Source organism: Micromonospora sp. NPDC005161 (assembly GCF_053599855.1).
The window spans coordinates 1-22,487 of record NZ_JBSFYQ010000066.1; the positions used below are offsets into that span (position 1 = coordinate 1).

Below are 22,487 nucleotides of genomic sequence, written 5' to 3' on the forward strand. Positions count from 1 at the left end.
CATCAGCACACCGACCGCACCGAGAACACGACCAGGCCACTCAAAGCCGTACGAGCCACACCTCACAGTCGATGAAAGGACTTCCTTCGCCGCAGTTAGGTGCCCCGGCCAATCACGCACGTGCGGGGTTCCAAAACCCTGCCACCGCAGCTGACCTGGCCGGATGTATTGCATAGCAGCGATGCCAGCCACCATCGTTACTCATGGCCCCCCGACTGATCTACCTCGTGTTCTGCCGGATCGCCGGCTGGCTGGCTCTCCTCGCCTGCACCACCGCAGCCAAAGATGTGGAGATCTTGGTTCTCCGTCACGAGAACGCGGTCCTCCGACGGCAGAACCCCACACCGCGTCTGGACTGGGCCGACCGTGCCGTGCTCGCCGCCCTGATCAAGCTCCTGCCCCGAGCGTTGAAGGTGCACCGGCTCGTCACCCCAGCCACGGTCATGCGGTGGCACCGGCGGCTGGTCGCCCGACACTGGACCTACCCGAACCAGCCAGGACGCCCACCAATCGACCCAACTGTTGCCGCTCTAATCGTGCAGATGGCCCGGGACAACCCCGGCTGGGGCTACCAAAGAATCCAAGGTGAACTGCTCGGCCTCGGCCACCGGACCGGCGCCTCCACGATCCGCCGGATCCTCAAACGGCTTGACATACCACCAGCGCCGGTACGCCGCGACCACACCACCTGGCGACGCTTCCTCCGCACGCAGGCATCGACCAACCTCGCCTGCGACTTCTTTCATGTGGACTGCGCGCTCACCCTGAAGCGCCTGTACGTCTTCTTCGTCATCGAAGTCGGCAACCGCTACGTCCACATCCTCGGCATCACCGCCAACCCAGACGGGCCATGGACCGCCCAACAGGCCCGCAACCTACACATGGACCTCGGCGACCGCGCCGACCATTTCAAGATCCTCATCCGTGACCGGGCCGGGCAGTTCACCACCGCCTTCGACACCGTCCTGGCCGACACCGGCATCACCGTGTGCAAGATCCCACCACGCTGCCCGCGAGCCATCGCCTACGCGGAAAGGTTCGTCCTCACCGCCCGCACCGAGGTGACCGACCGCATCCTCATCTTCGGTGAACGGCACCTACGCCGAACACTCAACGAATACGCCCGTCACTACAACGGTCGGCGCCCCCACCGGGCACTGCAGCTGCAGCCCCCACGCTCCGACCATCCCGTCGTTGACCTGACCGACCAGCGGATCAAACGCCGGCCCGTCCTCGGCGGGCTGATCAACGAGTACGAACGAGCCGCGTAGAAAGCCCAGCTCAGACCAAGTGACAGGGTTTTGGAACCCGACAGGATCCCCAGGAGGCCACCCAGACCCCGCCGTCGGCGTCGACGGCGATCCCGTCGGGGTGCGCAACCCTGGTAAGCCAGGAGACCTCGGTACCGGGATACGAGGCATTTGTACCCATGTGGCAGGCGTCCTCCGCCGTGATCCCGATGATGGTCGACGCGCGGGCCGCCGGCTCCAACGAGATCGAGGCCACGCCCGTGGATGACTGTTCCACCCTGCGACCGTCATCCGTGCCGAGCCCATAGCGAGTGGGGTTCCCGCACACTCCAGATCTGGCCCAGTCGGCTCCGGCCGACTGGGCCAGCGGCGCTCACCGCCGCTGCCGGGAGCCCCGAGGCGCTGCGGCTGCTGAACCAATTCCCTACGACTTGGGACGAGACGCGACTGCTCGGCGGACGTCCGGGGCAGGAGCTCTCCTCGCCCGACGGGCGGGCGACCGGTGGGACCTCGGTGCGATCTCGGCCACGCTGGCGAAGACGTTCGAGACGCCACTGACGTTCCTCGGCAAGGGCCGGTGGCTCGTGGAGCCTCCGCGATGGCCCGCACGGCCTGGTCCGGGAGGGACGGATCGTCGACTCGGACGACTCGCTGGCGGTGCCGGTGGCCACCAACGGTGGATTCGTCTCGATGGTCTACGAGTACGTGAAGGGAATGTCGACCTGTGACCGCCCGGCACGCCGGGTGCCGCAGACGAATCTCGGGGTGACGCCCACTCAGGCGGAAACGCGACCGGGCAGCACCATCGACGTACGCGGCACCTTTACCCTCCCCGCGGGCGAGCCAATCCGTGACGTCGAACTGCGGGTGACCCCGCCCGCGGGCTGGAGTGCCAGCGGTGCGACGGTGTCGGCGAAGCGCATGCGGGCCGGCGAGTCGGTCAGCGGCGCGTGGACGGTCACCGCCGCGGCGGACGCGGCTCCCGGGTACGTGGATGTCCCGGTCGTCGCCACCTACCGCTTCTCGGATGATCCGGAGCGGCGCCCGGTGCATGTCGAGGAAGCGGTACGGGTGTTCGTTCCGCCGGCGAATCCGAGCGGAACCGCGTACGTCAGCGACCTGCCCTTCCTGAGTGAGAGCAACGGATGGGGGCCGGTCGAACGGGACCGGTCCAACGGGGAGATGGACGCCGGCGACGGGCAGACGCTGGCCATCGGCGGCACGACGTACGCCAAGGGCATCGGCACTCACGCGCCCAGCGAGGTCACCGTGTGGCTGGGCGGCGCGTGCAGCCAGTTGCAGGCCGAGGTCGGCATCGACGACGAGGTCACCCAGTCCGGCTCGGTCGCGTTCCAGGTCTTCGGCGACGGTCGGCAACCCGCCGACACCGGGGTCGTCCGGCGCGCCGATGGCGCGCGCCCGCTCGGCGTCGACGTCAGCGGAGTGCGCATGGTGACCTTGAAGGTCACCGACGGTGGGGACGGTAGGAACTTCGACCACGCCGACTGGGGCGAGGCTCGGGTGACCTGCGCATAAGCGGGCCGCCGGGAGAGCCGACGAGGGATCCGGGAGGGTTCGGTCACCAGACACCGGGCCATCCCGATCCCGCCGGCTCACTCCGATGGGAGGTGCGAGAGGGTGGTCAGGCGGCGGACCCACCCCTTACCCCCGGCTCACGGCGGAGACCTCAACTCCAGCCGGCGGCTGGCCAGCATCGTCATGGTGGTCACCCTGCTCGCCTTGGTCCTGAGCGGACTTGGCCTCCTCTACCGGCCTTCGGGTGCCCTGGCCGATGGCAGGCCCGAGGCCACCGCGCGGAATGCAACGCCGCCGCCCTCCGAAGTCCGAACCCTTCGCAAGAGAGATGCGGTGGACTCCAGCTGATCCCAGTCCCTGGCGATGTCGCAGGTGTGCACCGGCGTCTCGTTCGCACCCAGTGCGGTGAAGCCGCCCGGGGGCCGGCCGGCCCCCGGGGGCCAGGCGGAAGCCGTCGGTTCCGGTGTGGACAAATTCGGTGCCGTCGGGGTGGGGTGGCAACGACGGGCGGGGCCATCGACGCGCACAGACCTCTTGACCGTGTCCAAGTGATCGCTAACATGGGGAGCACGCACGGCAGTAGCGCTCTCACCACCGGCAAGACTCCGTCCCGCCTGAGCTAATTCCCCGCCATCGTCTGCCAAGCCGTCACCCAATGCGCCGCGATGTTAGCGCGAACATCTCCTTTTTGGCGGCGGGGTGGCCGGTATGTCCCGTCCCGGCCAGCGAGCTGGTCACAGCCCAGAACAAGGAGAGTGACGTGAGCAAGCAATTCTCCCGGCGGAACCTGCTGCGCATTGGCGCATTGGCGGCCGCCGCCCCGGCCGCGATGACCCTCGCGCCAACCGCGCCCGCAATCGGTTCGCGCGGTACCCCCGGCGACCGAGGCGGCGCCGGAAGCAAACACCCACGGCCGGGCTGGGAGGCCGCCAACTGGCGGGTCAAGCCCTTCGCGCTGAACCAGGTCGCTCTGCGCGACGGCATCTTCCGGCAGAAGCGCGACCGGATGCTCAACTACGCCCGGAACTACCCCGGCACCGGCGGTGTTTTCGACGGGCCGGACCGCATGCTGCACCTGTTCCGGGTCAACGCCGGCCTGTCCGCTCCCGGGACCTGGCCGGGCGGTTGGGACACCCCAAACCACCTGCTGCGCGGCCACTTCACCGGCCACTACCTGACGATGCTGTCGCAATGTTGGGCCGACACCGGCGAGGAGGTCTTCCTCGACAAGCTGGACTACCTGGTCGAGGAACTGGGCAAGTGTCAACGGGCGCTGGACGCCCGGCCGGTGGGTCGGGTGCCGGGCCGTTCGGGCAAGGCGGTACGGCTCAGCGACCCGCACCCCAACCAGTACGTCCTGCTGCCCGCGGGCATCCTGGCGGACGTCGCGGACGTCACCATCACGGCCTGGGTGAACCTCGTGGCGGCGCAGAACAACGCCAAGATCTTCAGCTTCGGCACGGGTGCCAACGTCCACCTCTCGCTGACCGCGCGGGTCTCGGCGACCAACCCCGGTCCGCGTTTCGCGATCACCAACAGCGGCACCAGCGCCGAGCAGCGGATCACCGGCGACAACGTTCCCGTCCCAGTCGGTCAGTGGGCGCACGTCGCGGTCACCCTCTCCGCCGCGGACGGCACCGGTCGGCTCTACGTCGACGGGGTCGAGGCCGGCACGGCCGCCATCACGCTCACCCCGGCGAGCCTCGGTGCGACCGGCAACAACTGGATCGGGCGCGGGCAGAGCAACAACGATCCGCTGCTGAACACGTCGGTCGACGACTTCCGGATCTATCGTCGGGCGCTGAGCGGGACCGAGGTGCAGGCGCTCGCCGCTGAACAGGCGTCGGCCCCGGCCGCGTCCCCGGCGGACCTGGTCGCCTGGTACCGCTTCGACACCGACGGCGAGACCGCAAGCGACCACTCGGGCAACCGGCGGGACGCGAGGATCATCGGCACCAGCTACCGCGGTTTCCTGGCCGCGTTCCCGGAGGGCCAGTTCAGCCGCCTCGAGCCGCCGACACTGCAGCCCAACAGCGGGCCGAACGCGGTCTGGGCGGTCTGGTACACCTGCCACAAGATCATGCGAGGGCTGCTCAACGCGTACCACCTGACCGGCAACGAGGAGGCCCTCGACATCGCCTTCCGGATGGGCGACTGGGCCCACCAGCGGCTCAGCCGGTACAGCCAGGATGAGCTAGATCGAATGTGGAACATCTACAGCGCGGGCGAGGCCGGGTCGATGAACGAGGTGATGGCGGAACTCTCGGCGCTGGCCCACGGCTCCAAGAAGCGGGCGCAGTACCTGGCGACGGCGAAGGCTTTCACCTTCACCACCCTGTTCGACGCCTCCCTTGCTGAGCGGGACGAGCTCAACGGGCGCCACGCCAACCAGTACATGGCGCCGAACATCGGCTACCTGCGGATCTTCGAGCGGACCGGGGACCGGGACTTCCACGTCGCGGCCAAGCACTTCTGGTCGATGGTGGTGCCGCATCGCACCTTCAGCAACGGCGGCGCCGGCCGGAGCGAACACTTCGGCCCGCGCGGCGTCATCACCGCCGGATTCACCTCATCGTCGGACCCGAGACACGCCGAGACCTGCTGCGCCTACAACATGCTGCGGCTGACCCGGAACCTTTTCTTCCACGACCCGGATCCGGCCTACATGGACTTCTACGAGAAGGCCCTGCACAACCAGATCCTCAGCTCGCGGCGGGACGTGGACAGCGTGACCAGCACGGAGGTGACGTACCACCAGAACATGTGGCCGGGCCGCTCCCGCCGGATCGGCAACACCGTCGAATACAGCCGGTACGGCAGCAACGGCAGTTGCTGCAACGGCACCGGCCTGGAGAGCCACACCAAGTACCAGGAGACGATCTATTTCCATTCGGCCGACGAGTCGACGCTCTATGTCAACCTCTTCATCGCCTCGACCCTCACCTGGCGCGACCGGGGCTTTGTCATCACCCAGGAGACGCGGTACCCGACCGAGGGGTCGAGCCGGCTCCGCTTCGAGCAGGGCGGCGGGCGGTTGAAGGTCCGGCTGCGGGTGCCGGCGTGGGCGACGCAGGGCTACACGGTACGGGTCAACGGGCGCGGCCAGCGGCTGGAGGCCGAGCCCGGCAGCTACGTCACCCTCGACCGGCGCTGGAACCGCGGCGACACGATCGACATCGACATGCCGATGAGCTTCCGGGTGGAGAAGGCCCTCGACGACAAGTCGGTCCAGTCGATCATGTATGGCCCGACCCTGATGGTGGTCCGCGACGCGACGCCGAGCTACCGCGAGTTCAGCTTCTATCGCGACCTCAAGCTCAACGGCGATCTGGCCAGTTCGATCCAATCGACCGACGTGCCGATGTGCTTCACCACGCACGGCTACACGCTGGCGCCGTATTACATCTCCGACCCGGTGCCCGGCGAGTTCAACGCCTACCACCCGTACGTCAAGCGGATCGAGCCCGATGTGGTCTTCGGCACGGTCGGGTCCGGAGTGCCCAACGACGGCGTACGCGACGAGAACGGCGAGACCTTCCTCGACCGGGTCTGGGCCGAGGCGCCGTTCGCCAGCCACGGGCACTTCCTCCACCGTGTGCGGCAGGTTTCGGCCGAGTGGGTCACCGCCGGCCGGCACACCGAGGAACAGCGGCAGGCGATCCTCGACGCCGCCACCCAGGCGCGGCGCGACCTGGACGGCTGACGTCGTCGCGCGGGGCCGGTCCGGGCGGTGTCACCGTCCGGACCGGCCCCGCGCTGCGGCCAACCCCACCCCAAAGCCGCAGCGACGGCCGTGATCAGGAACGCGATCCGGAAGTTGTGATGCCGTGGCGACAGCCGATGATCGCGCAATGTCGCACCTGGGCGTGGGCAGCGGGGCGGGGGTGGTAGCGGGGCGCGCCGCTCATCGCAACGGCGACACCCACACCCGCCTGCAGCACGTCGCTGCCGCTGAGCCCACCGGGAAACAGTGGACTCAGCGGCAGCAAGGGGCCGTGACACCAGGGCACGCCAGGAGATCAGGACGGCAGGGTGGCCGAAGGTTCCGGCCACCCTGCCGTTTCCGCTACCTGGCGGTGCTTTCGATCCAGTCGATCAGCCGCGTGAACGCGGCCTCAATCTCGACGTAGTCGAGATCCTCCTCCTCCAGCTCACCCCAGACCGCCCGGTACAGCAGGTCCAGGGTGCCGAAGCGAGCTAATCGATAGCCGAGGGAGTCCTCGCCGTACTGCCGGCCGAGATCCAGAGCGGCTCCGAGGCAATCGGCCGCCATTCCGGAATTCGGCGCGTACAGCACCTCTCGCTCCCGAATCGCGCGCAGGGTGGCGGCAAAATCGTACAATCCGCTCTCGTCGCCTCCTGTTGCATCAGGTGCGTAGGCTCGCTTCGCCTTCCGGCGGAACGTCAGGAGTTGCTCATCGTCCTGGAACGAATGCTGTCCTGAGTCCGGGAGTTCCTCAATCAGTTCCTCGACGGTCGGAGTGAGGACGAGCCTGCCGCCCACCGTTAGGAACCGGTCCGGGTCACTGCCACCCGACAGTGTGTAACCCGAGATGAGATCAAGGTTGACACCGACGATCCACAAAGTGGTTGCTCCACTGAGCTCCTGGAGCGGTTCACCCATCGGGAACCTCGAAACCATCGAACCCGCCCGCCTCATCGTCCCGACCGTTCAACCCCCTTTTTGATCTTAAAGCGTGTTTGAGATGGGGTTGATCAGGTCCAGGTGCAGGTGCGGCGGGCTTGACGGCGTGCCGGTTTGCCGCGGGTGATACGGCGGGTCATGCCGGCGAATCGCCACGCTTGCGCACCTGAAAGACGCGGTGCACCACCTACGCCCGCCTATCAAGGCTGCTGGGAATCCCGATACGGCTGTCCACCGACGTGAACGTCCCCACCACTGGTGTTGTCGTTGTGACCTACAGGAGGTCATCTCTTGTCCGTCTGCTCACCGTGTGTTGCAAACTCCGGCTCCAACTCGATGCCTCACTCGCGGAACCTTCACGACGCCTGGATGTTGTCTGGGCATCGCATCTGGATCGTCGGAAGGGCGGCCAGCGCGGGTCGCTGCGCCTGGTGCGGTGCCGGCAGGGCGGGCCCGACGGTGTCCGGCCCGCCCCACGAGTGACTACTGCGCGATCAGCCTGCGTCCGGTGTCGACGTCAACGCAGGTGGAACGCCCGTACCCGGTCGAGCTCGGCCTGGGTGACCGGCAGGACCGTCCCGTGCCGCGGGCGGGAGGGCAGCTGGTAGTTGGTCGACATCGTCCACTCGCCGCTGTCGAGGTCGGTGCTTTCGAACGGCACGTAGCCGCGGCCACCGAACTCGTCGATGAACAGGTACCACTTGTCCTCGGTGTTGGATTTGAAGATCGTCGGCCCTTCACCTTGGTTGATGCCGGGCTCGCCGTCGTCGCCCTTGCCGATGCAGTCGGCGACGAAGTCCCAGTCGAGGTCTCGCAGCTCGGTCGACTTCTCCGCGGTGATGAACTTGCTGCACGGTGTGGTCGAGGTGTTGTTCCGCTCGTCCTTGGTGAACCGGTAGAAGGTGTCGCCTTCCTTGATCACCGTGGAGTCGATGACCGAGTAACCGGGGTCGACCCACACCTGGGGCTCAGAAAAGGTGCGGAAGTCGCGGGTGGTGGCGTACATCATCCGGTTGTAGGTGCCGCCGGTGTGGTTCGGGTCGTCCTGGCTGTAGAGCTTGGATGCCCAGAAGACGACGTAGGCGCCGATCGACTCGTCGTAGTACGCCTCCGGGGCCCAGGTGTTGCCCGCGGTGTCCGGCGATACCCGGACGTGCCGCTGCTCGGACCAGTTGACCAGGTCGGTGGACTCCCAGACCTCGATGTACTTGCTGCCGGTGCGCTGGGCGGCGTCCCAGTTGCCATTGCCGAAGATCTTGAGGTCGGTGGCGATGAGGTAGAACTTGTCGCCCTCGGGCGAGCGGATGATGAAGGGGTCGCGGACGCCCTTGTCACCGAAGGTGGAGGTAAGGACCGGCTGTCCGCCGTTGAGCTCGTCCCAATGCAGAGGGTCGTTGCCGCGGCTGGCGGCGAAGTAGATCTGCTCGCCGTTGGCGGAGCCTTCGCCGGTGAAGTAGGGGAACGCGTATCCGTCGAGCGGCTCCCGCTTCGGCAGTGGCCGGACCGTGAGGTCGAAGCGCCGCTTGGTTTGCTTATTGCCGAGACGCACGGTCGCGGTGAGCTTGACGGCTACGGGCTGGGCGCCGTACGCGGGACGGGTGACCTCGCCGGTTGGCGTGACGGTCTCGGGCTCTGTCGTCTTCCAGGAGATGGCGGTGCCGTGCAGCCCGGAGGTGGGCAGCGTGATGTTGCCGCGGATGTCGTCGGCGTTCCACACACGCAGGGCGTCAGCTGCTTCGGTGACCTTCTCCTGAGCCGTCAGTTCGGCCGGTACTACGACCGTGAACTGCTTGTCCTGGTGGACCTCGCCAGAGGCGATGGTGGCGGTGAGAACGACGGTGGAGTCGTCGTTGCCCGGGGCGGGTCGGGTGACGGTGCCGTCGGGGGCGACCACGGCATCGTCGCTGGAAGCCCAGGTGATGTGCGAACCGTTCGGTCCCGTGGTGGGCAGGGTGAGGTTGTCGGTGACGGCCGAGGTGTCGCCGAGGTCGAGGGCGGCGATGTCGCGGGCGACGCGCTCGGGGTCACTGACCGCGCTGAGTTCCAACACCTCGGCAGCGGTCAGGGCGTGGTCGTAGAGCCGGAAGTCGCGGACCTGGCCCTTGACGTACTTGTCGCCGCTGTAGAGGGAGCGGCCGATGTAATTTGCCGTGGTTGTGCCGCCGCCGATTGCGCCGGGCGTGATAGTCACCCCGGTCTTGCGGGCCACCTCCACGCCGTCCTCGTAGAGCACGGCGGTGCCGCCGCCAAGGGTGTAGGTGAGAGTCTTCCACTGCTCGCGAACGACGTTGTGGTTGGCGGACACGGTCTGCTCGGTGGACCAGTTCCCGGTCGCGATCGAGGTGCGGTAGGCGTTGCCGGTGGTAAAGAGGTAGCCGTTGCCCGCCCCGTTGCTGCTGTTGCCCAAGCCCCAGATGAAGTAGGGGCTGGCCTGGTCGGCAGCGATCCGTACGTCGAGCCATACCGTGATCTGCGAAAGATCACGCATCAGGTTGTCGGGCAGCTTGACGTGACCGTTGGTACCCCCGAGCTGCAGGCCCTCGGCGCCACGCCAGGTGATGTCACCACTGACGGCGGCATTCCGACCGTTCCCGGACGTGTCGGTGACGGTGCCACCTGCTGTCTGGTCCATCGGGTAGTGCACGATCAGGCCGTCGGCGGGGACCGCCTCCCCGTGGGCCGCCGAGGTGCCCAGACTCAGGCCGATTCCGGCGAGGGCGAGGGGCATGGCGAGACGTAGGAGCCTGCGGCGTGGGCCGGCGCGGTAGCTCGATTGCAACATGGACGTCGTTCTCCTGTCGGGCGGCGACGCGCAGGTCGTCCGCCAGTGGCCAGGGTGTAGGGGTGTTGACGCCGACCCTTCCCCGCTGAGGCGGAGGATGCGGCGGGTGGTCAATGGTTAGCGTTAACATAAGAATGTCAACATCTTGTGTCAACCATCAAAAATTCGTCGTCGTGGGGTTGACGCCATCGCTGTTAGCGCTCGCGCCCTGGGCCAAGTGAGGCCAGTCGTGTGCGGTCCATCGGTCTTCTTCACGGCCGCGACAGTGCCGGCGTTCAGGGTGCGCGACCGAGCGCGCTCTGCCGGACCACCAGGTCTGGCGGGATGACGGTCGAACTGCCGCTCTCGCCGTCTCCCTCGATCTCGGCGAGCAGGATCTCGAGGCTGCGTTGCCCGACTTCGCGGAACGGCTGACTGACGGTGGTCAACGGGGGCGTCATGTACGCGGCCTCCGGGATGTCGTCGAAGCCCACGATGCTGACGTCCTCGGGCACCCGGACACCGGCCTCGTGCAGCGCCCGGAGCACACCCAACGCCGTTGAGTCGTTGGCTGCGAACACGGCGGTGGCGACGCCGGCCTTGGCTATCCTCTGGCCAGCAAGGTAACCCGATTTTGCGCTCCAGTCACCGGGCAGCGCCTTCGGCGCCGGCCGGCCCTGTGCCTCCAGCGCGGCCAGCCAGCCCTCCACACGACCGTTCGCCTCGCTCCAGTCGGCCGGACCACGCACGTGGTGCACGGTCTCGTGGCCGAGCGATAGCAGGTAGTCGGTGAGCATGCGGGCGCCGAGCTCCTGGTCTACCGAGACGCTGGTGACGTGCGGAAGCGCACTCTCCACCGCGACGACGGGCAGGTTCGTCGGCACGGCACGGATGAGCGCGACCGCGGCGGAGGCCTGCGGGGCGATGAGGACCAGTCCCTCCACGGACTGGTCGACCAGGCGCTGCACGGCCTGCGCCGCCGCCTCGGGCGTCGGACGACGCAGAGTCGCGACGCTGACGGCGTACCCCGCGTCCTCGGCCGCGTGCTCGATGCCATTGAGCGTGGAGGCAGGCCCGTACAGCGTGGTATCGAAGCAGACGACGCCGAGTGTCTGGGACCGGCGGGTGACCAGGCTGCGCGCGGCGCTGTTGCGCCGGTAGCCAAGCTGCTCGATAGCGAGCCGGACCCGCTCGCGGGTCTCCGGCCGGACCGTCTTCGGCTCGTTGAGAACCCGGGAAACGGTCATGTGGGAGACGCCCGCCAGCCGCGCGACATCACTCATCACCGGCAACCGACGGTTGCTCGACACGCTCACTCCGATCGCTCCCAGCCGTGCCGTCTATGGCTCATCATGCTCGATTCCCACCGTTCCATCACGTTCACCACTACTGCCCACACTGGACGACGACCTTGAGCCCGTCGCGCGCCGCCGCCCCAGCCATCCCTCGCACACATCGCTCAGGCCGAAGGCGGCGGTGATGATCGCCGTCAGACCGATCAGCCGGCGGGCAGGCGAGGCGGTGAGTCGACAGCGGATTTATGCTCGCATATATCACCCACCGCGACCACTACCTCCGTGCTGGAGCCGTTCGTTGCCAGACACTTCGTGCCACAGATCAATTTCCCCAAAGTAGTGCGGGCATCCGAGGCTCCTATTCGTCCGCGCTCGACTCGATCGCCGCAATCGTCCATGACACAGTCGTGGACTCGCCAGGATCGAGAAGGATGAGGTCCCGGTGAGAGTTGAAGGCATCGGGCGGGCAAGTCATGGGTTCAACCGCGAGTCCGACGCGATCGTGGGTTGTTCCCGGCAGGTCAGCGGTGTGGACCTGCACCCACCGGCACCTGTGATCCCATGTCATTTGGACTCCGGAACCGGAGTCGTTGGTCACGCGAACGGCATACCGCCCGTTCGCATCGGCCTGCGCAGATCCGTAAAGGCATGGTCGATACGCGCGTCGGCGATACGGCGTGGGACCCGGAAATCGAAGCGGGCGGGTTCGTCCTCGTCCACCGCGCGCATGCCTGTCGGTATCAGGCGGTCCGCGGTCACTGCGGAGACCTGATCCGCCGGCAGTTCCAGCGTCCAGGCGTCGAGAGGATCCGGTCCCGCGACGAGGTAGGGGTGCGGTCCGGTGCCGAATGGAGCGGTCTGCGCGCCGAGGTTGGTCGCGCGCACCGTCTGCGTGAGTCCGGAGCCATTCAGGGCGTAGGTGGTCTCGAGCCCGACCTGGAAGGGATAGCCAGCCTGTGCCTCGATCGTGGTGGCGAGCACCACGTGGCCGGATCCCTTTTCGATTTGTTTGAAGTCGAGCCACGCGGCAAGGCCATGGAGCGCGTGACCGCGGGATGGCTCCGTCAGCGCGAGGATCTGTTCCAGCCCGGCGAACGTGTAACGGCCGTCCACCACGCGGTTGGGCCATGGTGCCAGCGTGGCACCCCGGTAAGCGGGCCGCACCTGGTCCGCCTCAAAGGGCACCACGAGGTCACGCGCTTGGAACCGCAGCACCCGCAGCGAGGCACCGACGCTGGCGATTGTCGCGGTGTAGTGGCCAGCACGGATGGTGTGCTGCGTGCCTGAAAGCGGTGCGGCTCCGCTCATAGTCCCTGGCTCAGACGGTAGTAGGCCTGGTTCCACCGGAGCTCTCGCTGGAAGTCCCGGACGGTCGTCTTCTCGTCGATGACGACGAGCTCGGTCTTCGCGATCTCGGCAAAGTCACGGAACACGTCGATCCCCACGGCAGTCGTCATGACGGTGTGGTGGGCGGCACCGGCGGCGAGCCAGCACGCTGCCGAGGTCGCGAAGTCGGGCTGGGGGCGCCACACGGCGCGGCCGACCGGGAGCTTCGGCAGGTCGGGAGCCTGAACGTTCTCGACGACGTTCGCGACGAGCCGGAAGCGGTCGCGCACGTCGCTCATCGCGACGACGAGGGCGGGGCCGGGAGCCGCCGTGAAGACCAGGCGCACCGGGTCCTCCTTGCCGCCGATGCCCAGCGGGTGAATCTCCAGGCGCGGCTTCGTGGTCGCGAGCGACGGCGAGACCTCAAGCATGTGGGCGCCGAGGATGCGCTCCGAGCCGGGCACGAGATCGTACGTGTAGTCCTCCATGAGACTCGCGCCACCGGGAAGACCCGCGCCCATCACGTTCGCGACGCGGACGAGAATCGCGGTCTTCCAGTCGCCCTCCGCCCCGAAGCCGTAGCCCTCGGCCATGAGGCGCTGCACCGCGAGCCCCGGTAGCTGCTTCAGCGTGCCAAGGTCCTCGAAGCTTGTGGTGAACGCCCCGAAACCGCCCTCCTCGAGGAACGAACGCAGCCCGAGCTCGATCGCGGCGCCGTTGCGCAGCGACGCGTGCCGCTCGCCGCCGGCCCGCAGCTCGGGGACGACGTCGTACGTCTGCTCGTACTCCGCGACCAGGGCGTCGATGTCGGCGTCGGCTGCCGCGTCCACAGCATCGGCCAGCTCGTTGACGCCCCACGTGTTCACCTGCACGCCGAAGCGCAGCTCGGCCTCCACCTTGTCGCCCTCCGTGACGGCCACGTAGCGCATGTTGTCGCCGAACCGGGCGAGCTTGAGGCTGCGGACCGCCGCCCACCCCGCGGCCGCGCGCTGCCAGTCCTCGACCTGCCGGACGACCTGCGGGTTCGAGACGTGGCCGACGACCGTCTTGCGCGCCACGCCGAGGCGCGTCTGGATGTAGCCGAATTCGCGATCGCCGTGCGCGGCCTGGTTCAGGTTCATGAAGTCGAAGTCGATGTCGCTCCACGGCAGCTCGACGTTCGCCTGCGTGTGCATGTGCAGGATCGGCTTCTGCAGCGCGTCAAGTCCAGCGATCCACATCTTGGCGGGGCTGAACGTGTGCATCCACACCACGACGCCGATGACACCGTCCGCCGCGTTCGCCTCGAGAGCAAGGCGCCGGATGGCGTCGGAGCTGGTGAGGACGGGCTTCCAAACGACGCGGACCGGCACGCCGGCGCCGAGCTCGTCGGCGATCGCGCGGGACTGCTCGGCGACCTGGCGGAGCGTCTCCTCGCCGTACAGGTCCTGGCTCCCGGTAAGGAACCACACCTCGTAGGACTCGAAGGACGTGGCGAGCGCGGTGCGGGTCATGCGTAGATCTCTTCCTGCTCGGGCGCGTCTGCGGCGGGGGTGGCGCGGCGGGCATCATCGGCCTGCCCGTACACGTTCTGGTAGCGGTCGTAGAGGCGGTCGATCGCCTCCTCCGGAATCGGGATGAGGGTGCCCGCCTCACGGGCGAGGTGCACGGTGCGCGCGACATCCTCGACCATGACGGCGGCCTTCACGGCGTCCTTCGGCGTCGCCCCGATCGTGAACGGCCCGTGGTTCTGCATCAGTACGGCCCGCGAGCGATGGCCCGTGAGGGTCTCGACGATGCCGCGGCCGATCGAGTCGTCACCGATGATCGCGAACGGCCCGATCGGGATGGGCCCCCCGAACTCGTCCGCCATCGCGGTGATGACACAAGGGATCTCCTCGCCGCGCGCCGCCCACCCCACCGCGTAGGTGGAGTGCGTGTGCACGACACCGCCCACGCCGGCCATGTGGCGGTACACGTATGCGTGTGCCGCGGTGTCGCTCGAGGGTGCCCGCTCGCTGCCGGGGGTCTCGGGGATGACGTTGCCGTCCAGGTCGCAGAGGATCATGTTCTCGGACGCCAGCGCGTCGTAGGAGACGCCGGACGGCTTGATGACGAACAGATCGGCGCCCGGGACCCGGCCCGACACGTTGCCGGCCGTCCAGACGACGAGCCCGTACCGGGTCAGCTCCCCGTGGAGGCGCGCCACCTCCACCCGGGTGGCTTCGATTGCCGATTGCACGTCATGGCTGAAGATCCCGCTCACGCACTGACCCCTTCGACCAGCTCGGGGACGGACTCCGCCGCCCAGTTGGCGACCTGGAGCGCGTCGCGACGAAGTGCCCGCAGCCGCTTCATGGCCCCGGTCGCGCCCGGGCCGAAGTAGTCGTGCAGCGTGCGGTACTCAGCGAAGAGCTGGTCGTATACCGCGGCAGCCGTCTCGTTCGGGGTGTAGACCGAACGGTCGACCGCGCCCATCGCGGCGGCGGCGGCGCGGATGTCGGGATACGCCCCGGCAGCGAGGGCCGCATGGATCGCCGAGCCGAGCGCGGGACCCTGCTCGCTCGCGATCGTCGAGATCGGCAGGCGCAGCACGTCCGCGTACGTCTGCATGAGCTGCGGGTTCTTCAGCAGCCCGCCGGCGACGATGAACTCGGTCACGGGCACACCGGCGGCGGCGAAGGTCTCGACAATGACCCGCGTGCCGAACGCGGTCGCCTCCAGCAGCGCCCGGTAGCCCTGTTCGGGACGGGTTGCGAGGGTCTGCCCCACGATCACGCCCGACAGTTTGTGGTCGACGAGCACCGAACGGTTACCCGAATGCCAGTCGAGCGCCACGAGGCCGTGGGCGCCGACGGGCTCGGCGTACGCCAGATCGGTCAGGTGCTGATGGATGCTCTTGCCGGCGGCGGCAGCCTCGTCGTGCAGGCGCCCGGGCACCTGGTTGTTCACGTACCACGCGAAGATGTCGCCGACCCCGGACTGGCCAGCCTCGTAGCCGTACAGTCCCGAGACGATCCCGCCGTCGACGACGCCGCACATGCCCGGAACCTCGGCGAGCTGGTCGTGGCTCATCACATGGCAGGTCGAGGTTCCCATGATCGCGACCATCTGGCCGGGCTGGACGGCCTGGGCGGCGGGCGCGGTGACGTGCGCGTCGACGTTGCCCACCGCCACGGCGATGCCCTCAGGCAACCCGGTCCACGCCGCCGCCCGGGCGCTCAGGGTGCCCGCGACGTCCCCGAGCTGTCCGATCTGGTGGGCGACCTTGTCGTCGGCGAACCCCGCGAAGTCGGGATTCAGCGCCGCCAGGAACTCCCGGCTCGGGTACGCGCCATCCTGATAGATGCCCTTGTAGCCGGCCGTGCAGCCGTTGCGCACGTACGTGCCGGTCAGCTGCCATACGATCCAGTCGGCCGCCTCGACCCAGTGCTCCATCCGGGAGTAGAGCTCGGGGTCCTCCTCCAGCAGCTGTAGTCCCTTCGCGAACTCCCACTCGCTCGAGATGAGACCGCCGTAGCGCGTGATCCACGGCTCGCGCCGGTCATGCGCCAGGGCGTTGATGCGGTCCGCATGCGGCTGGGCGGCGTGGTGCCGCCACAGCTTGACGTACGCGTGCGGCCGCGCCGCGAACTCGGGCAGGTCGCTCAGGGGGGTCCCGTCGGCGAGGGTGGGCACCATCGTGCATGCCGTGAAGTCCGTGCCAATGCCGATCACCTCGCCCGGATCGACTCCGGAGGCCGCGACCGCGGCCGGCACCGCGTGCTTGAGCACCTCGACGTAGTCCTGCGGCGCCTGCAGTGCCCAGTCTGAACCGAGCTGCACCCGCCCTGCGGCGGCCGGTGCGGCGGTGAGGACGTCGTCCATGACGCCGTGCTCGTACTCGTGGACGGCCGAGCCGAGCTCCGCTCCGTCCGAGACGCGGACCACGATCGCCCGGCCGGACAGGGTGCCGAAGTCGACGCCGATCACGTACCGCTCTTGAATACCACTCTGTCCGTTCACCCGGCCACCTCCGTCAACGAGTCCCGAACCTGCACGATCGTTACCGTCCTCACTCGCGTCTGCGTGCGGTCAGTGCTCGCTGCAGCAGCACGAAGACGAGCAAGATGCCACCGGTGATGATGGTCGTGGCCTCGGGCCTGATCCCGCCGTCCCGGGTGATCAGCACGTTCATCAGACCGAGAACGAGCGCGCCGACCACCGACCCGAGGACGTACCCCGCGCCCCCGGTCAGGAGCGTGCCGCCGATCACGACGGCTGCGATCGCGTCCAGTTCCCAGCCGATGCCCGTGATGTTCTGCGCGATACCCAACCGCGAGGTGTAGACGACCGCGGCCAGGCCGGCGAGCGTTCCGCTGATCGCGTACACCCAGAGCTTGGTGCGTACCACGGGCAGGCCCATCAGCGCGGCGGACTGCTCGGAGCCGCCGATGGCGTAAACGGTGCGGCCGGTTCGGGTCCGGTGGAGCACGACGAATCCGACGACGACGACAAGGACGGCGATCAGCACGCCCGGTGTCAGGACCAGGTCATTGACCTTTTCGCCGTCTATGATCTTCAACTTCGTCGCCAGCGATCTGATGGACGAGTCGTCGGCGAGCCGTTCGGGTGTGGTGCTCAGTGTCGAGGCGAGACCGCGGGCGAGGAACATCATCGCGAGGGTCGCGATGAAGGGCTGCACCTTGAAGTACTGGACCAGGACGCCAGACGCGACACCGAAGGCCGTGCCGATCCCGATCATCAGCACCATCACGACCCACGGGTTCCACCCGGCGTTGGCCAGGAGCAACCCGGCGACGCTGGAGAACGCGATCACGGCGCCCACCGACAGGTCGACTCCGCCGGTCAGGATGACGAACGTCATGCCCACCGCGATGATCACCAGATGGGCGTTGTTGATGAGCAGGTTCGACAGCGTGTTGTACTGCAGGATGCGCCCGTAGGCGAGTTCGCCATAGATCATCATGGCGATGAAGATCACGACGGCCGCGAGGGTCGGCACGGTGGTCAGGTTCGTCCGCCACGTCCGCGCCGCGACATCCGTCAGCCGACCGATCCGTGACTTCGTCTCCGCCCCGGGGGGATCGGGGAGAATCGTGATGGTCATGCGGTCACGCTCTCCTTAGGCGCGCGAGCCTTCGGCGCGCGAGCGGTTGGTACGGGGCGCTGCGTGAACAGATTTCGTACCCGCTCGGACTGAAGTAGGCACAGCACGATGATGACCGCCGCCTTGAAGGCGGGCGTCGCCGAGGAGGAGACGCCGAGGAACACGATCGTCTTGTCCAGCGTCGCGATCAGCAGCCCACCGACGACCGCGCCGCCCATGGAGAACTTGCCACCGGCGAGCGAGGCGCCGCCGATCACCACGGCGAGGATTGCGTCCAACTCGAGCTGGTATCCGGTCCTGGAAACGTCGACGGTCATCACGCTCGCCGTCGCGAAGACACCGGCGATCCCGGCTAGGACGCCGCTGACCGCGTAAACCGTGATGAGCAGGCCACGCGGTCTGATCCCCGCCATCCGGCTGGCCTTCGGATTGATGCCGATAGCCTCGATCATCAGACCGAGCGCGCTGCGGCGGACGACGACAGCAACGATGACCACCACCACGACGGCGAGCAGCACCACAACCGGCAAACCGATGACGTATCCGTTCGCGATCCATCGGAACGGTCCGTTGGAGGCGGCTGTGTTCTGCCCCGAGGTGATCACCTTCGCCAGCCCACGGCCGGCAAGCATCATGACGAGCGTCGAAATGAACGGCTGAAGCCCGACGACGGACACCAGGATGCCGTTGACGACGCCCAGCAGCGCACTCACCGCCAGAGCCAGGCCCAGTGCGCCGAGCGCCACTCCGCTGGAGGTCGAGTCACCGCTCGCCTTGAGGAACTCCATGGAGACCGCGCCGGCGACGACCATGATGGAGCCGACCGACAGGTCGATCCCACCGGTCGCGATGACCAACGACATGCCGACCGCGATCATCAGGATCGGCGCGGATGCCCGAAGGATGTCGAGGAGGTTGCCCACCAGGTTGCCGTTGGCCGAGTTGACCGAAACCGCAAGGAAGGATGGGTCCTTGAGGACGTTTACCAGGAGGAGCAACAGGATCGCGATGATCCCCCAGAAGTAAGGCCGCCGGATCAGGTCTCGCCCCCCCGCGCCGGTCCGCCGCTCTGTCGTTCTCACGCGGTGCTGTCCTTCCCGTCCGGATCGATGATGTCGCTTTCGAGAGCGGCTTCCCCATGCGCGGCGATGATGTCGACGACCTCCTGGGCGGTGACATCGGGTCCGTTGATGATCTCGCCGATCTTGCGGTGGTCCTTCAGGACGACGATGCGATCGCTCAGCCGAATCACCTCCTCGAGCTCGGAGGAGATGAACACGACAGCGACGCCGCCTCCGGCGAGCTCCGCGACGCTCTCCTGGATCTCGGCCTTGGCGCCCACATCGATCCCCCGGGTTGGCTCGTCGAGTATCAGGAGCTCCGGGTTCGTCGCGAGCCAACGGCCGAGCAGTACCTTCTGCTGGTTGCCGCCGGAGAGATTCTTGATCGGCTGCTCGGGGTCGGCGGGTCGCACGTTCAGGGCAGCCATGTATTTGCTGACGATCGCGTCCTGCTCACGGCGCGGCAGCGGCAGCGGCCACCCTCGCTTGGCCTGAACGGCCAGGATGAGGTTTTCGCGGACGGTGAGATCGCCGAGGATGCCTTCGTCACGGCGGTTTTCGGTGGAGAACGCGATGCGGTGCTCGAGGCCGTCGACCGGGGTGTGGATCTCGGACTTCTTTCCCTCGATTTCCACCTCGCCGCTGTCCGGCCGGTCCGCCCCGTAGAGCAGCCGAGCGAGTTCGGTGCGACCCGATCCGAGTAGCCCGGCGAACCCGACGATCTCGCCCCGATGCAGGTCCAGATCCGTGGGCTCGATCGAACCCGTCCGGCCGATCCCGGTCGCCTTCACGAGGGGGATGACGGTCCGGTCGCGCTCCTCGGTCTGACGGTTGGATCCCAAGGACTTCAGCGCCGCGAGATCCTTGCCGATCATCTTCGAGATGAGCACGGTGCGGTCCAGTTCGCGGGTGAGGTACTCGCCCTCGTACTTCCCGTTCCGCAGCACCGTCAGGCGATCACTGATCGCGTACACCTGATCGAGGAAGTGCGATACGAAGAGGATCGCCACCCCCTGGTCACGCAGCCGGCGGATCACCTGGAACAGCCCGTCGACCTCGTTCGCGTCGAGGCTCGACGTGGGCTCGTCGAGGATGAGAACTTTGGAGTCCGTGACCATCGCCCGGCTGATCGCCACCAGCTGCTGCATCGCCAGCGAGACACTGGAAAGGGGTCGGCGCGGGTTGAGATGCCCGAGCCCCAGCTTGGCGAGCGCTTCCGTCGCCGCCTTGTTGGTGGCCCGCCAGTTCACGCCGATCCGGCCGCGCACCTCGTGTCCGAGCATGACGTTCTCACCGATCGTCAGGTTTGTACACAGGTTCACCTCCTGGTACACGGTGGAGATGCCCGCCGCCTGGGCGTCGGCGGTGCCGTTCAGGCGCCGCCCCTGCCCCGCGATCAGGATGGACCCGGCATCGATCCGATAGACGCCTGTCAGCGCTTTGATGAGAGTGGACTTGCCGGCGCCGTTCTCACCCATCAGGGTGTGGACTTCCCCCTGAAAGAGTCGGAAGTCGACGTTGTCGAGCGCCTTCACCCCGGGGAACGCGATGGAGATGCCCTGCATCTCGACGATCGGTGGTGATCCTGTCATTTTCCCTACCTCGCAGCTGCCGCCTGCAACCACCACGATCGACTCGCAGTGGTGATGTCACGCGGTGCGGGGCCTCCCCCGGTTCGGAAGGCCCCGGCACCGCCGGCCCAGATCGGGGCCGATCGGGCGCCGCCCGGAACTAGTACTTCCGGCTGGGCAGCGCCGTCTTGGCCGCATCCGGCGAGTTGAACGTCAGGCTCGGCACGATGATGTACGACTCGACCTTGTCACCAGCGAGAACCTTCTTCACCGCGTCCAGGGCCGTCTCACCGAACAACGGGTTGTACTCCGCGACGAAGCTCAGCTTGCCGTCCGCCAGCGCCTGGACGGCGTTGTGCGTGCCGTCGATCGTGGCGATCTTCACGTCCTTGCCGGGCACCAGGCCAGCCTCCTCGACAGCGAGGACAGCGCCGAGGCCCATCTCGTCGTTCTGCGCGAAGACGAGCTGGACGTTGTTCTTGTTCGACTTGAGCACCGTCTCGAAGACGCTCTTCGCCTCCTCCGTCGACCAGTTGGCCGTCTGCGCGCCGAGCTTCTTGAACTCGGTCTTCGCGCCGATCGTCTCGTTCCAGCCACGGTTGCGCTCGTTGACGACGGAGACGCCCGCGGGCCCCTCGATCACGAAGTAGTTCGCCCCCTGGGGGAAGGTCTCCGCGGCCCATCCGGCGACCGACTTGCTGACCTGCAAGTTGTCGGGCGCGATGCGGGTGGCGTAGAGGTCGGTCGCGTCGGGCTCGATGCCACGGTCGATCAGGATGACGGGAATCTCCGCCTCCTGGGCGCGCTTGAGCGAGTCCTCCCAGCCCGAGCCCTCCGTCGCCGACAGCAGGATGACATCCACGCCCTCGTCCACAAAGGACGTAAACGCGTCGATCTGCGACTTCTGGTCCAGGTTCGTAGCCGGGGCGTACTTCAGGTCGAAGCCGGCCTCCTTCGTGAAGGTCTCCTGCATGTTGGCCTCGTTGGCCTGCCGCCATGCACCCTCCGGACCGACGGCTACAAAGCCGATCGTGGTCAGCTCGTCGCCTCCGCCAGTGTCGCCTCCACCGCTGGAACACGCCGACAGGCCAATCGCCATGACTCCCGCGCTAACGACGCACAGTAGCCGGCGGAATCTCCTGTTCCTCGCCATCTGGTCTCCTCCTCAAAATCGGCTCGAGGCAGTCCCGAGCCGGGTGGCAGTCAATATCGTGCAGTCGCGTTCGGTGTGCGCTGACAAGCGAGCAGATGTTATCGCTAACACTGTCGAGACACAAGCCTAATTGGAATCGGTTGAAATGACGGGTTCGCGCGACCGATAGGAGCTGTAACCGGGAGTTGCCAGTTCGTACCGGAGCACGGTTACTGCGCCGCCCAGGGACTGCGCGGCGTGGTTGAAATAGCGAATTGCTGCCCACGAGAATTGCCGGGCGTTATTGACGCGTCAAGGCGTTTGCCCAGCGGAATGTGGGCGATACCGCGGCCCGGTCGACTCGAGTCGACCGGGCCGCGGCCTTTGGTGGGCGGATTCGACGACGGCCGGTGTCTCCTATGGAGCGAGTTCCTTGTTCGACCGGGCCGCGTGGGAGACGATGAGGTCATTCTCCGCGGCGGTGAAGACGCCCGCATCGAGGAACTCCTCGGCGATGCGGGTGACGGTGCTGACGAACTGGCCGTGATTCTCGAAGGGCGCCTGATCCCAGACCAGGTCGAGGAAGGTCGGGCCGTCGGTGCCGGGTGAGGTGATTCCCTGCACGGGTATGTCGTAGTTCGGCAGGCCGTCGTTGCGCTTGTGGTTCGGTACGCCGGTGTCGACCGAGCCGAACACGATCGTCGGCTCGATCCGTCGGAAGTACGTCGAGGCGGCCTGGGCGTCGCCGATGTAGTACGGCCGCAGGGTGAAGCCGTGGGTGGTGAAGAGCAGGTCACCCCCCGCCGTGGTGCTGGCCTGGG

General features: G+C 67.4%; 15 protein-coding genes and 1 pseudogene. 3 read left to right on the plus strand and 13 right to left on the minus strand.

Going from position 1 to position 22,487, the window contains the following annotated elements; translation table 11 throughout:
- Positions 1–203: 203 nt before the first annotated feature.
- The 3 genes from ACWD5O_RS34375 to ACWD5O_RS34385 all read left to right on the plus strand — a co-directional run bounded on the left by ACWD5O_RS34375 (position 204) and on the right by ACWD5O_RS34385 (position 6,489).
- Positions 204–1,271 carry an integrase core domain-containing protein gene (locus tag ACWD5O_RS34375; protein WP_450087852.1) on the plus strand — a complete coding sequence of 356 codons (1,068 nt, stop codon included), beginning with the start codon at positions 204–206 and terminating at the stop codon, positions 1,269–1,271.
- Between the two features lie 642 nt (positions 1,272–1,913).
- On the plus strand, positions 1,914–2,786 hold the full coding sequence (locus tag ACWD5O_RS34380; protein WP_450087853.1) for an NPCBM/NEW2 domain-containing protein: 873 nt from the start codon (positions 1,914–1,916) through the stop codon (positions 2,784–2,786).
- 760 nt (positions 2,787–3,546) lie between these two features.
- Positions 3,547–6,489 (plus strand): beta-L-arabinofuranosidase domain-containing protein, encoded by a 2,943-nt coding sequence (locus ACWD5O_RS34385; protein ID WP_450087854.1) that lies wholly within the window; start codon positions 3,547–3,549, stop codon positions 6,487–6,489.
- A 363-nt stretch (positions 6,490–6,852) separates the two neighbouring features.
- Here the strand turns inward: ACWD5O_RS34385 and ACWD5O_RS34390 are convergent, their stop codons facing one another.
- From ACWD5O_RS34390 to ACWD5O_RS34450, 13 genes and pseudogenes are all read right to left on the minus strand, one after another.
- Positions 6,853–7,410 carry a hypothetical protein gene (locus tag ACWD5O_RS34390; RefSeq protein WP_354968804.1) on the minus strand — a complete coding sequence of 186 codons (558 nt, stop codon included), beginning with the start codon at positions 7,408–7,410 and terminating at the stop codon, positions 6,853–6,855.
- A gap of 538 nt (positions 7,411–7,948) precedes the next feature.
- Positions 7,949–10,213 (minus strand): immunoglobulin-like domain-containing protein, encoded by a 2,265-nt coding sequence (locus tag ACWD5O_RS34395; RefSeq protein WP_450087855.1) that lies wholly within the window; start codon positions 10,211–10,213, stop codon positions 7,949–7,951.
- Between the two features lie 275 nt (positions 10,214–10,488).
- On the minus strand, positions 10,489–11,475 hold the full coding sequence (locus tag ACWD5O_RS34400; RefSeq protein WP_449939094.1) for a LacI family DNA-binding transcriptional regulator: 987 nt from the start codon (positions 11,473–11,475) through the stop codon (positions 10,489–10,491).
- 370 nt (positions 11,476–11,845) lie between these two features.
- The gene (locus tag ACWD5O_RS34405) at positions 11,846–12,055 is read right to left on the minus strand and encodes a hypothetical protein (RefSeq protein ID WP_450087858.1); all 210 of its coding nucleotides are present in this window, start codon (positions 12,053–12,055) and stop codon (positions 11,846–11,848) included.
- A 26-nt stretch (positions 12,056–12,081) separates the two neighbouring features.
- A complete protein-coding gene (locus tag ACWD5O_RS34410; protein WP_450087856.1) occupies positions 12,082–12,795 on the minus strand; it encodes an aldose epimerase family protein in 714 nt (237 codons plus the stop codon).
- A complete protein-coding gene (araA, locus tag ACWD5O_RS34415) occupies positions 12,792–14,306 on the minus strand; it encodes an L-arabinose isomerase (RefSeq protein WP_354968716.1) in 1,515 nt (504 codons plus the stop codon). Before araA ends, ACWD5O_RS34410 begins: the two co-directional genes overlap by 4 nt.
- Positions 14,303–15,034 carry an L-ribulose-5-phosphate 4-epimerase gene (locus tag ACWD5O_RS34420; protein WP_450087859.1) on the minus strand — a complete coding sequence of 244 codons (732 nt, stop codon included), beginning with the start codon at positions 15,032–15,034 and terminating at the stop codon, positions 14,303–14,305. Before ACWD5O_RS34420 ends, araA begins: the two co-directional genes overlap by 4 nt.
- A gap of 20 nt (positions 15,035–15,054) precedes the next feature.
- Positions 15,055–16,797, minus strand: a complete 1,743-nt coding sequence (gene araB, locus ACWD5O_RS34425; RefSeq protein ID WP_354968718.1) for a ribulokinase — start codon at positions 16,795–16,797, stop codon at positions 15,055–15,057.
- A 49-nt stretch (positions 16,798–16,846) separates the two neighbouring features.
- Complete coding sequence (locus ACWD5O_RS34430; RefSeq protein ID WP_354968719.1) at positions 16,847–17,902, minus strand: ABC transporter permease subunit; 1,056 nt, start codon at positions 17,900–17,902, stop codon at positions 16,847–16,849.
- Entirely contained in the window at positions 17,899–18,984 is a 1,086-nt protein-coding gene (locus ACWD5O_RS34435; RefSeq protein ID WP_354968720.1) for an ABC transporter permease, read from the minus strand. The genes ACWD5O_RS34430 and ACWD5O_RS34435 overlap by 4 nt, the downstream gene beginning before the upstream one ends.
- Positions 18,981–20,555 carry a sugar ABC transporter ATP-binding protein gene (locus ACWD5O_RS34440; RefSeq protein WP_450087857.1) on the minus strand — a complete coding sequence of 525 codons (1,575 nt, stop codon included), beginning with the start codon at positions 20,553–20,555 and terminating at the stop codon, positions 18,981–18,983. Before ACWD5O_RS34440 ends, ACWD5O_RS34435 begins: the two co-directional genes overlap by 4 nt.
- Before the next feature lie 139 nt (positions 20,556–20,694).
- A complete protein-coding gene (locus ACWD5O_RS34445; protein WP_354968722.1) occupies positions 20,695–21,633 on the minus strand; it encodes an ABC transporter substrate-binding protein in 939 nt (312 codons plus the stop codon).
- A gap of 450 nt (positions 21,634–22,083) precedes the next feature.
- Positions 22,084–22,487, minus strand: a pseudogene (locus tag ACWD5O_RS34450) (beta-L-arabinofuranosidase domain-containing protein); the annotation flags it as partial.

Coding starts and splice junctions, on each gene's coding strand:
- ACWD5O_RS34375 (WP_450087852.1), top strand. CDS start 204: ATGGCCCCCCGACTGATCTACCTCGTGTTCTGCCGGATCGCCGGCTGG.
- ACWD5O_RS34390 (WP_354968804.1), bottom strand. CDS start 7,410: ATGGGTGAACCGCTCCAGGAGCTCAGTGGAGCAACCACTTTGTGGATC.
- ACWD5O_RS34395 (WP_450087855.1), bottom strand. CDS start 10,213: ATGTTGCAATCGAGCTACCGCGCCGGCCCACGCCGCAGGCTCCTACGT.
- ACWD5O_RS34400 (WP_449939094.1), bottom strand. CDS start 11,475: ATGAGTGATGTCGCGCGGCTGGCGGGCGTCTCCCACATGACCGTTTCC.
- ACWD5O_RS34405 (WP_450087858.1), bottom strand. CDS start 12,055: ATGACATGGGATCACAGGTGCCGGTGGGTGCAGGTCCACACCGCTGAC.
- ACWD5O_RS34410 (WP_450087856.1), bottom strand. CDS start 12,795: ATGAGCGGAGCCGCACCGCTTTCAGGCACGCAGCACACCATCCGTGCT.
- araA (WP_354968716.1), bottom strand. CDS start 14,306: ATGACCCGCACCGCGCTCGCCACGTCCTTCGAGTCCTACGAGGTGTGG.
- ACWD5O_RS34430 (WP_354968719.1), bottom strand. CDS start 17,902: ATGACCATCACGATTCTCCCCGATCCCCCCGGGGCGGAGACGAAGTCA.
- ACWD5O_RS34440 (WP_450087857.1), bottom strand. CDS start 20,555: ATGACAGGATCACCACCGATCGTCGAGATGCAGGGCATCTCCATCGCG.
- ACWD5O_RS34445 (WP_354968722.1), bottom strand. CDS start 21,633: ATGGCGATTGGCCTGTCGGCGTGTTCCAGCGGTGGAGGCGACACTGGC.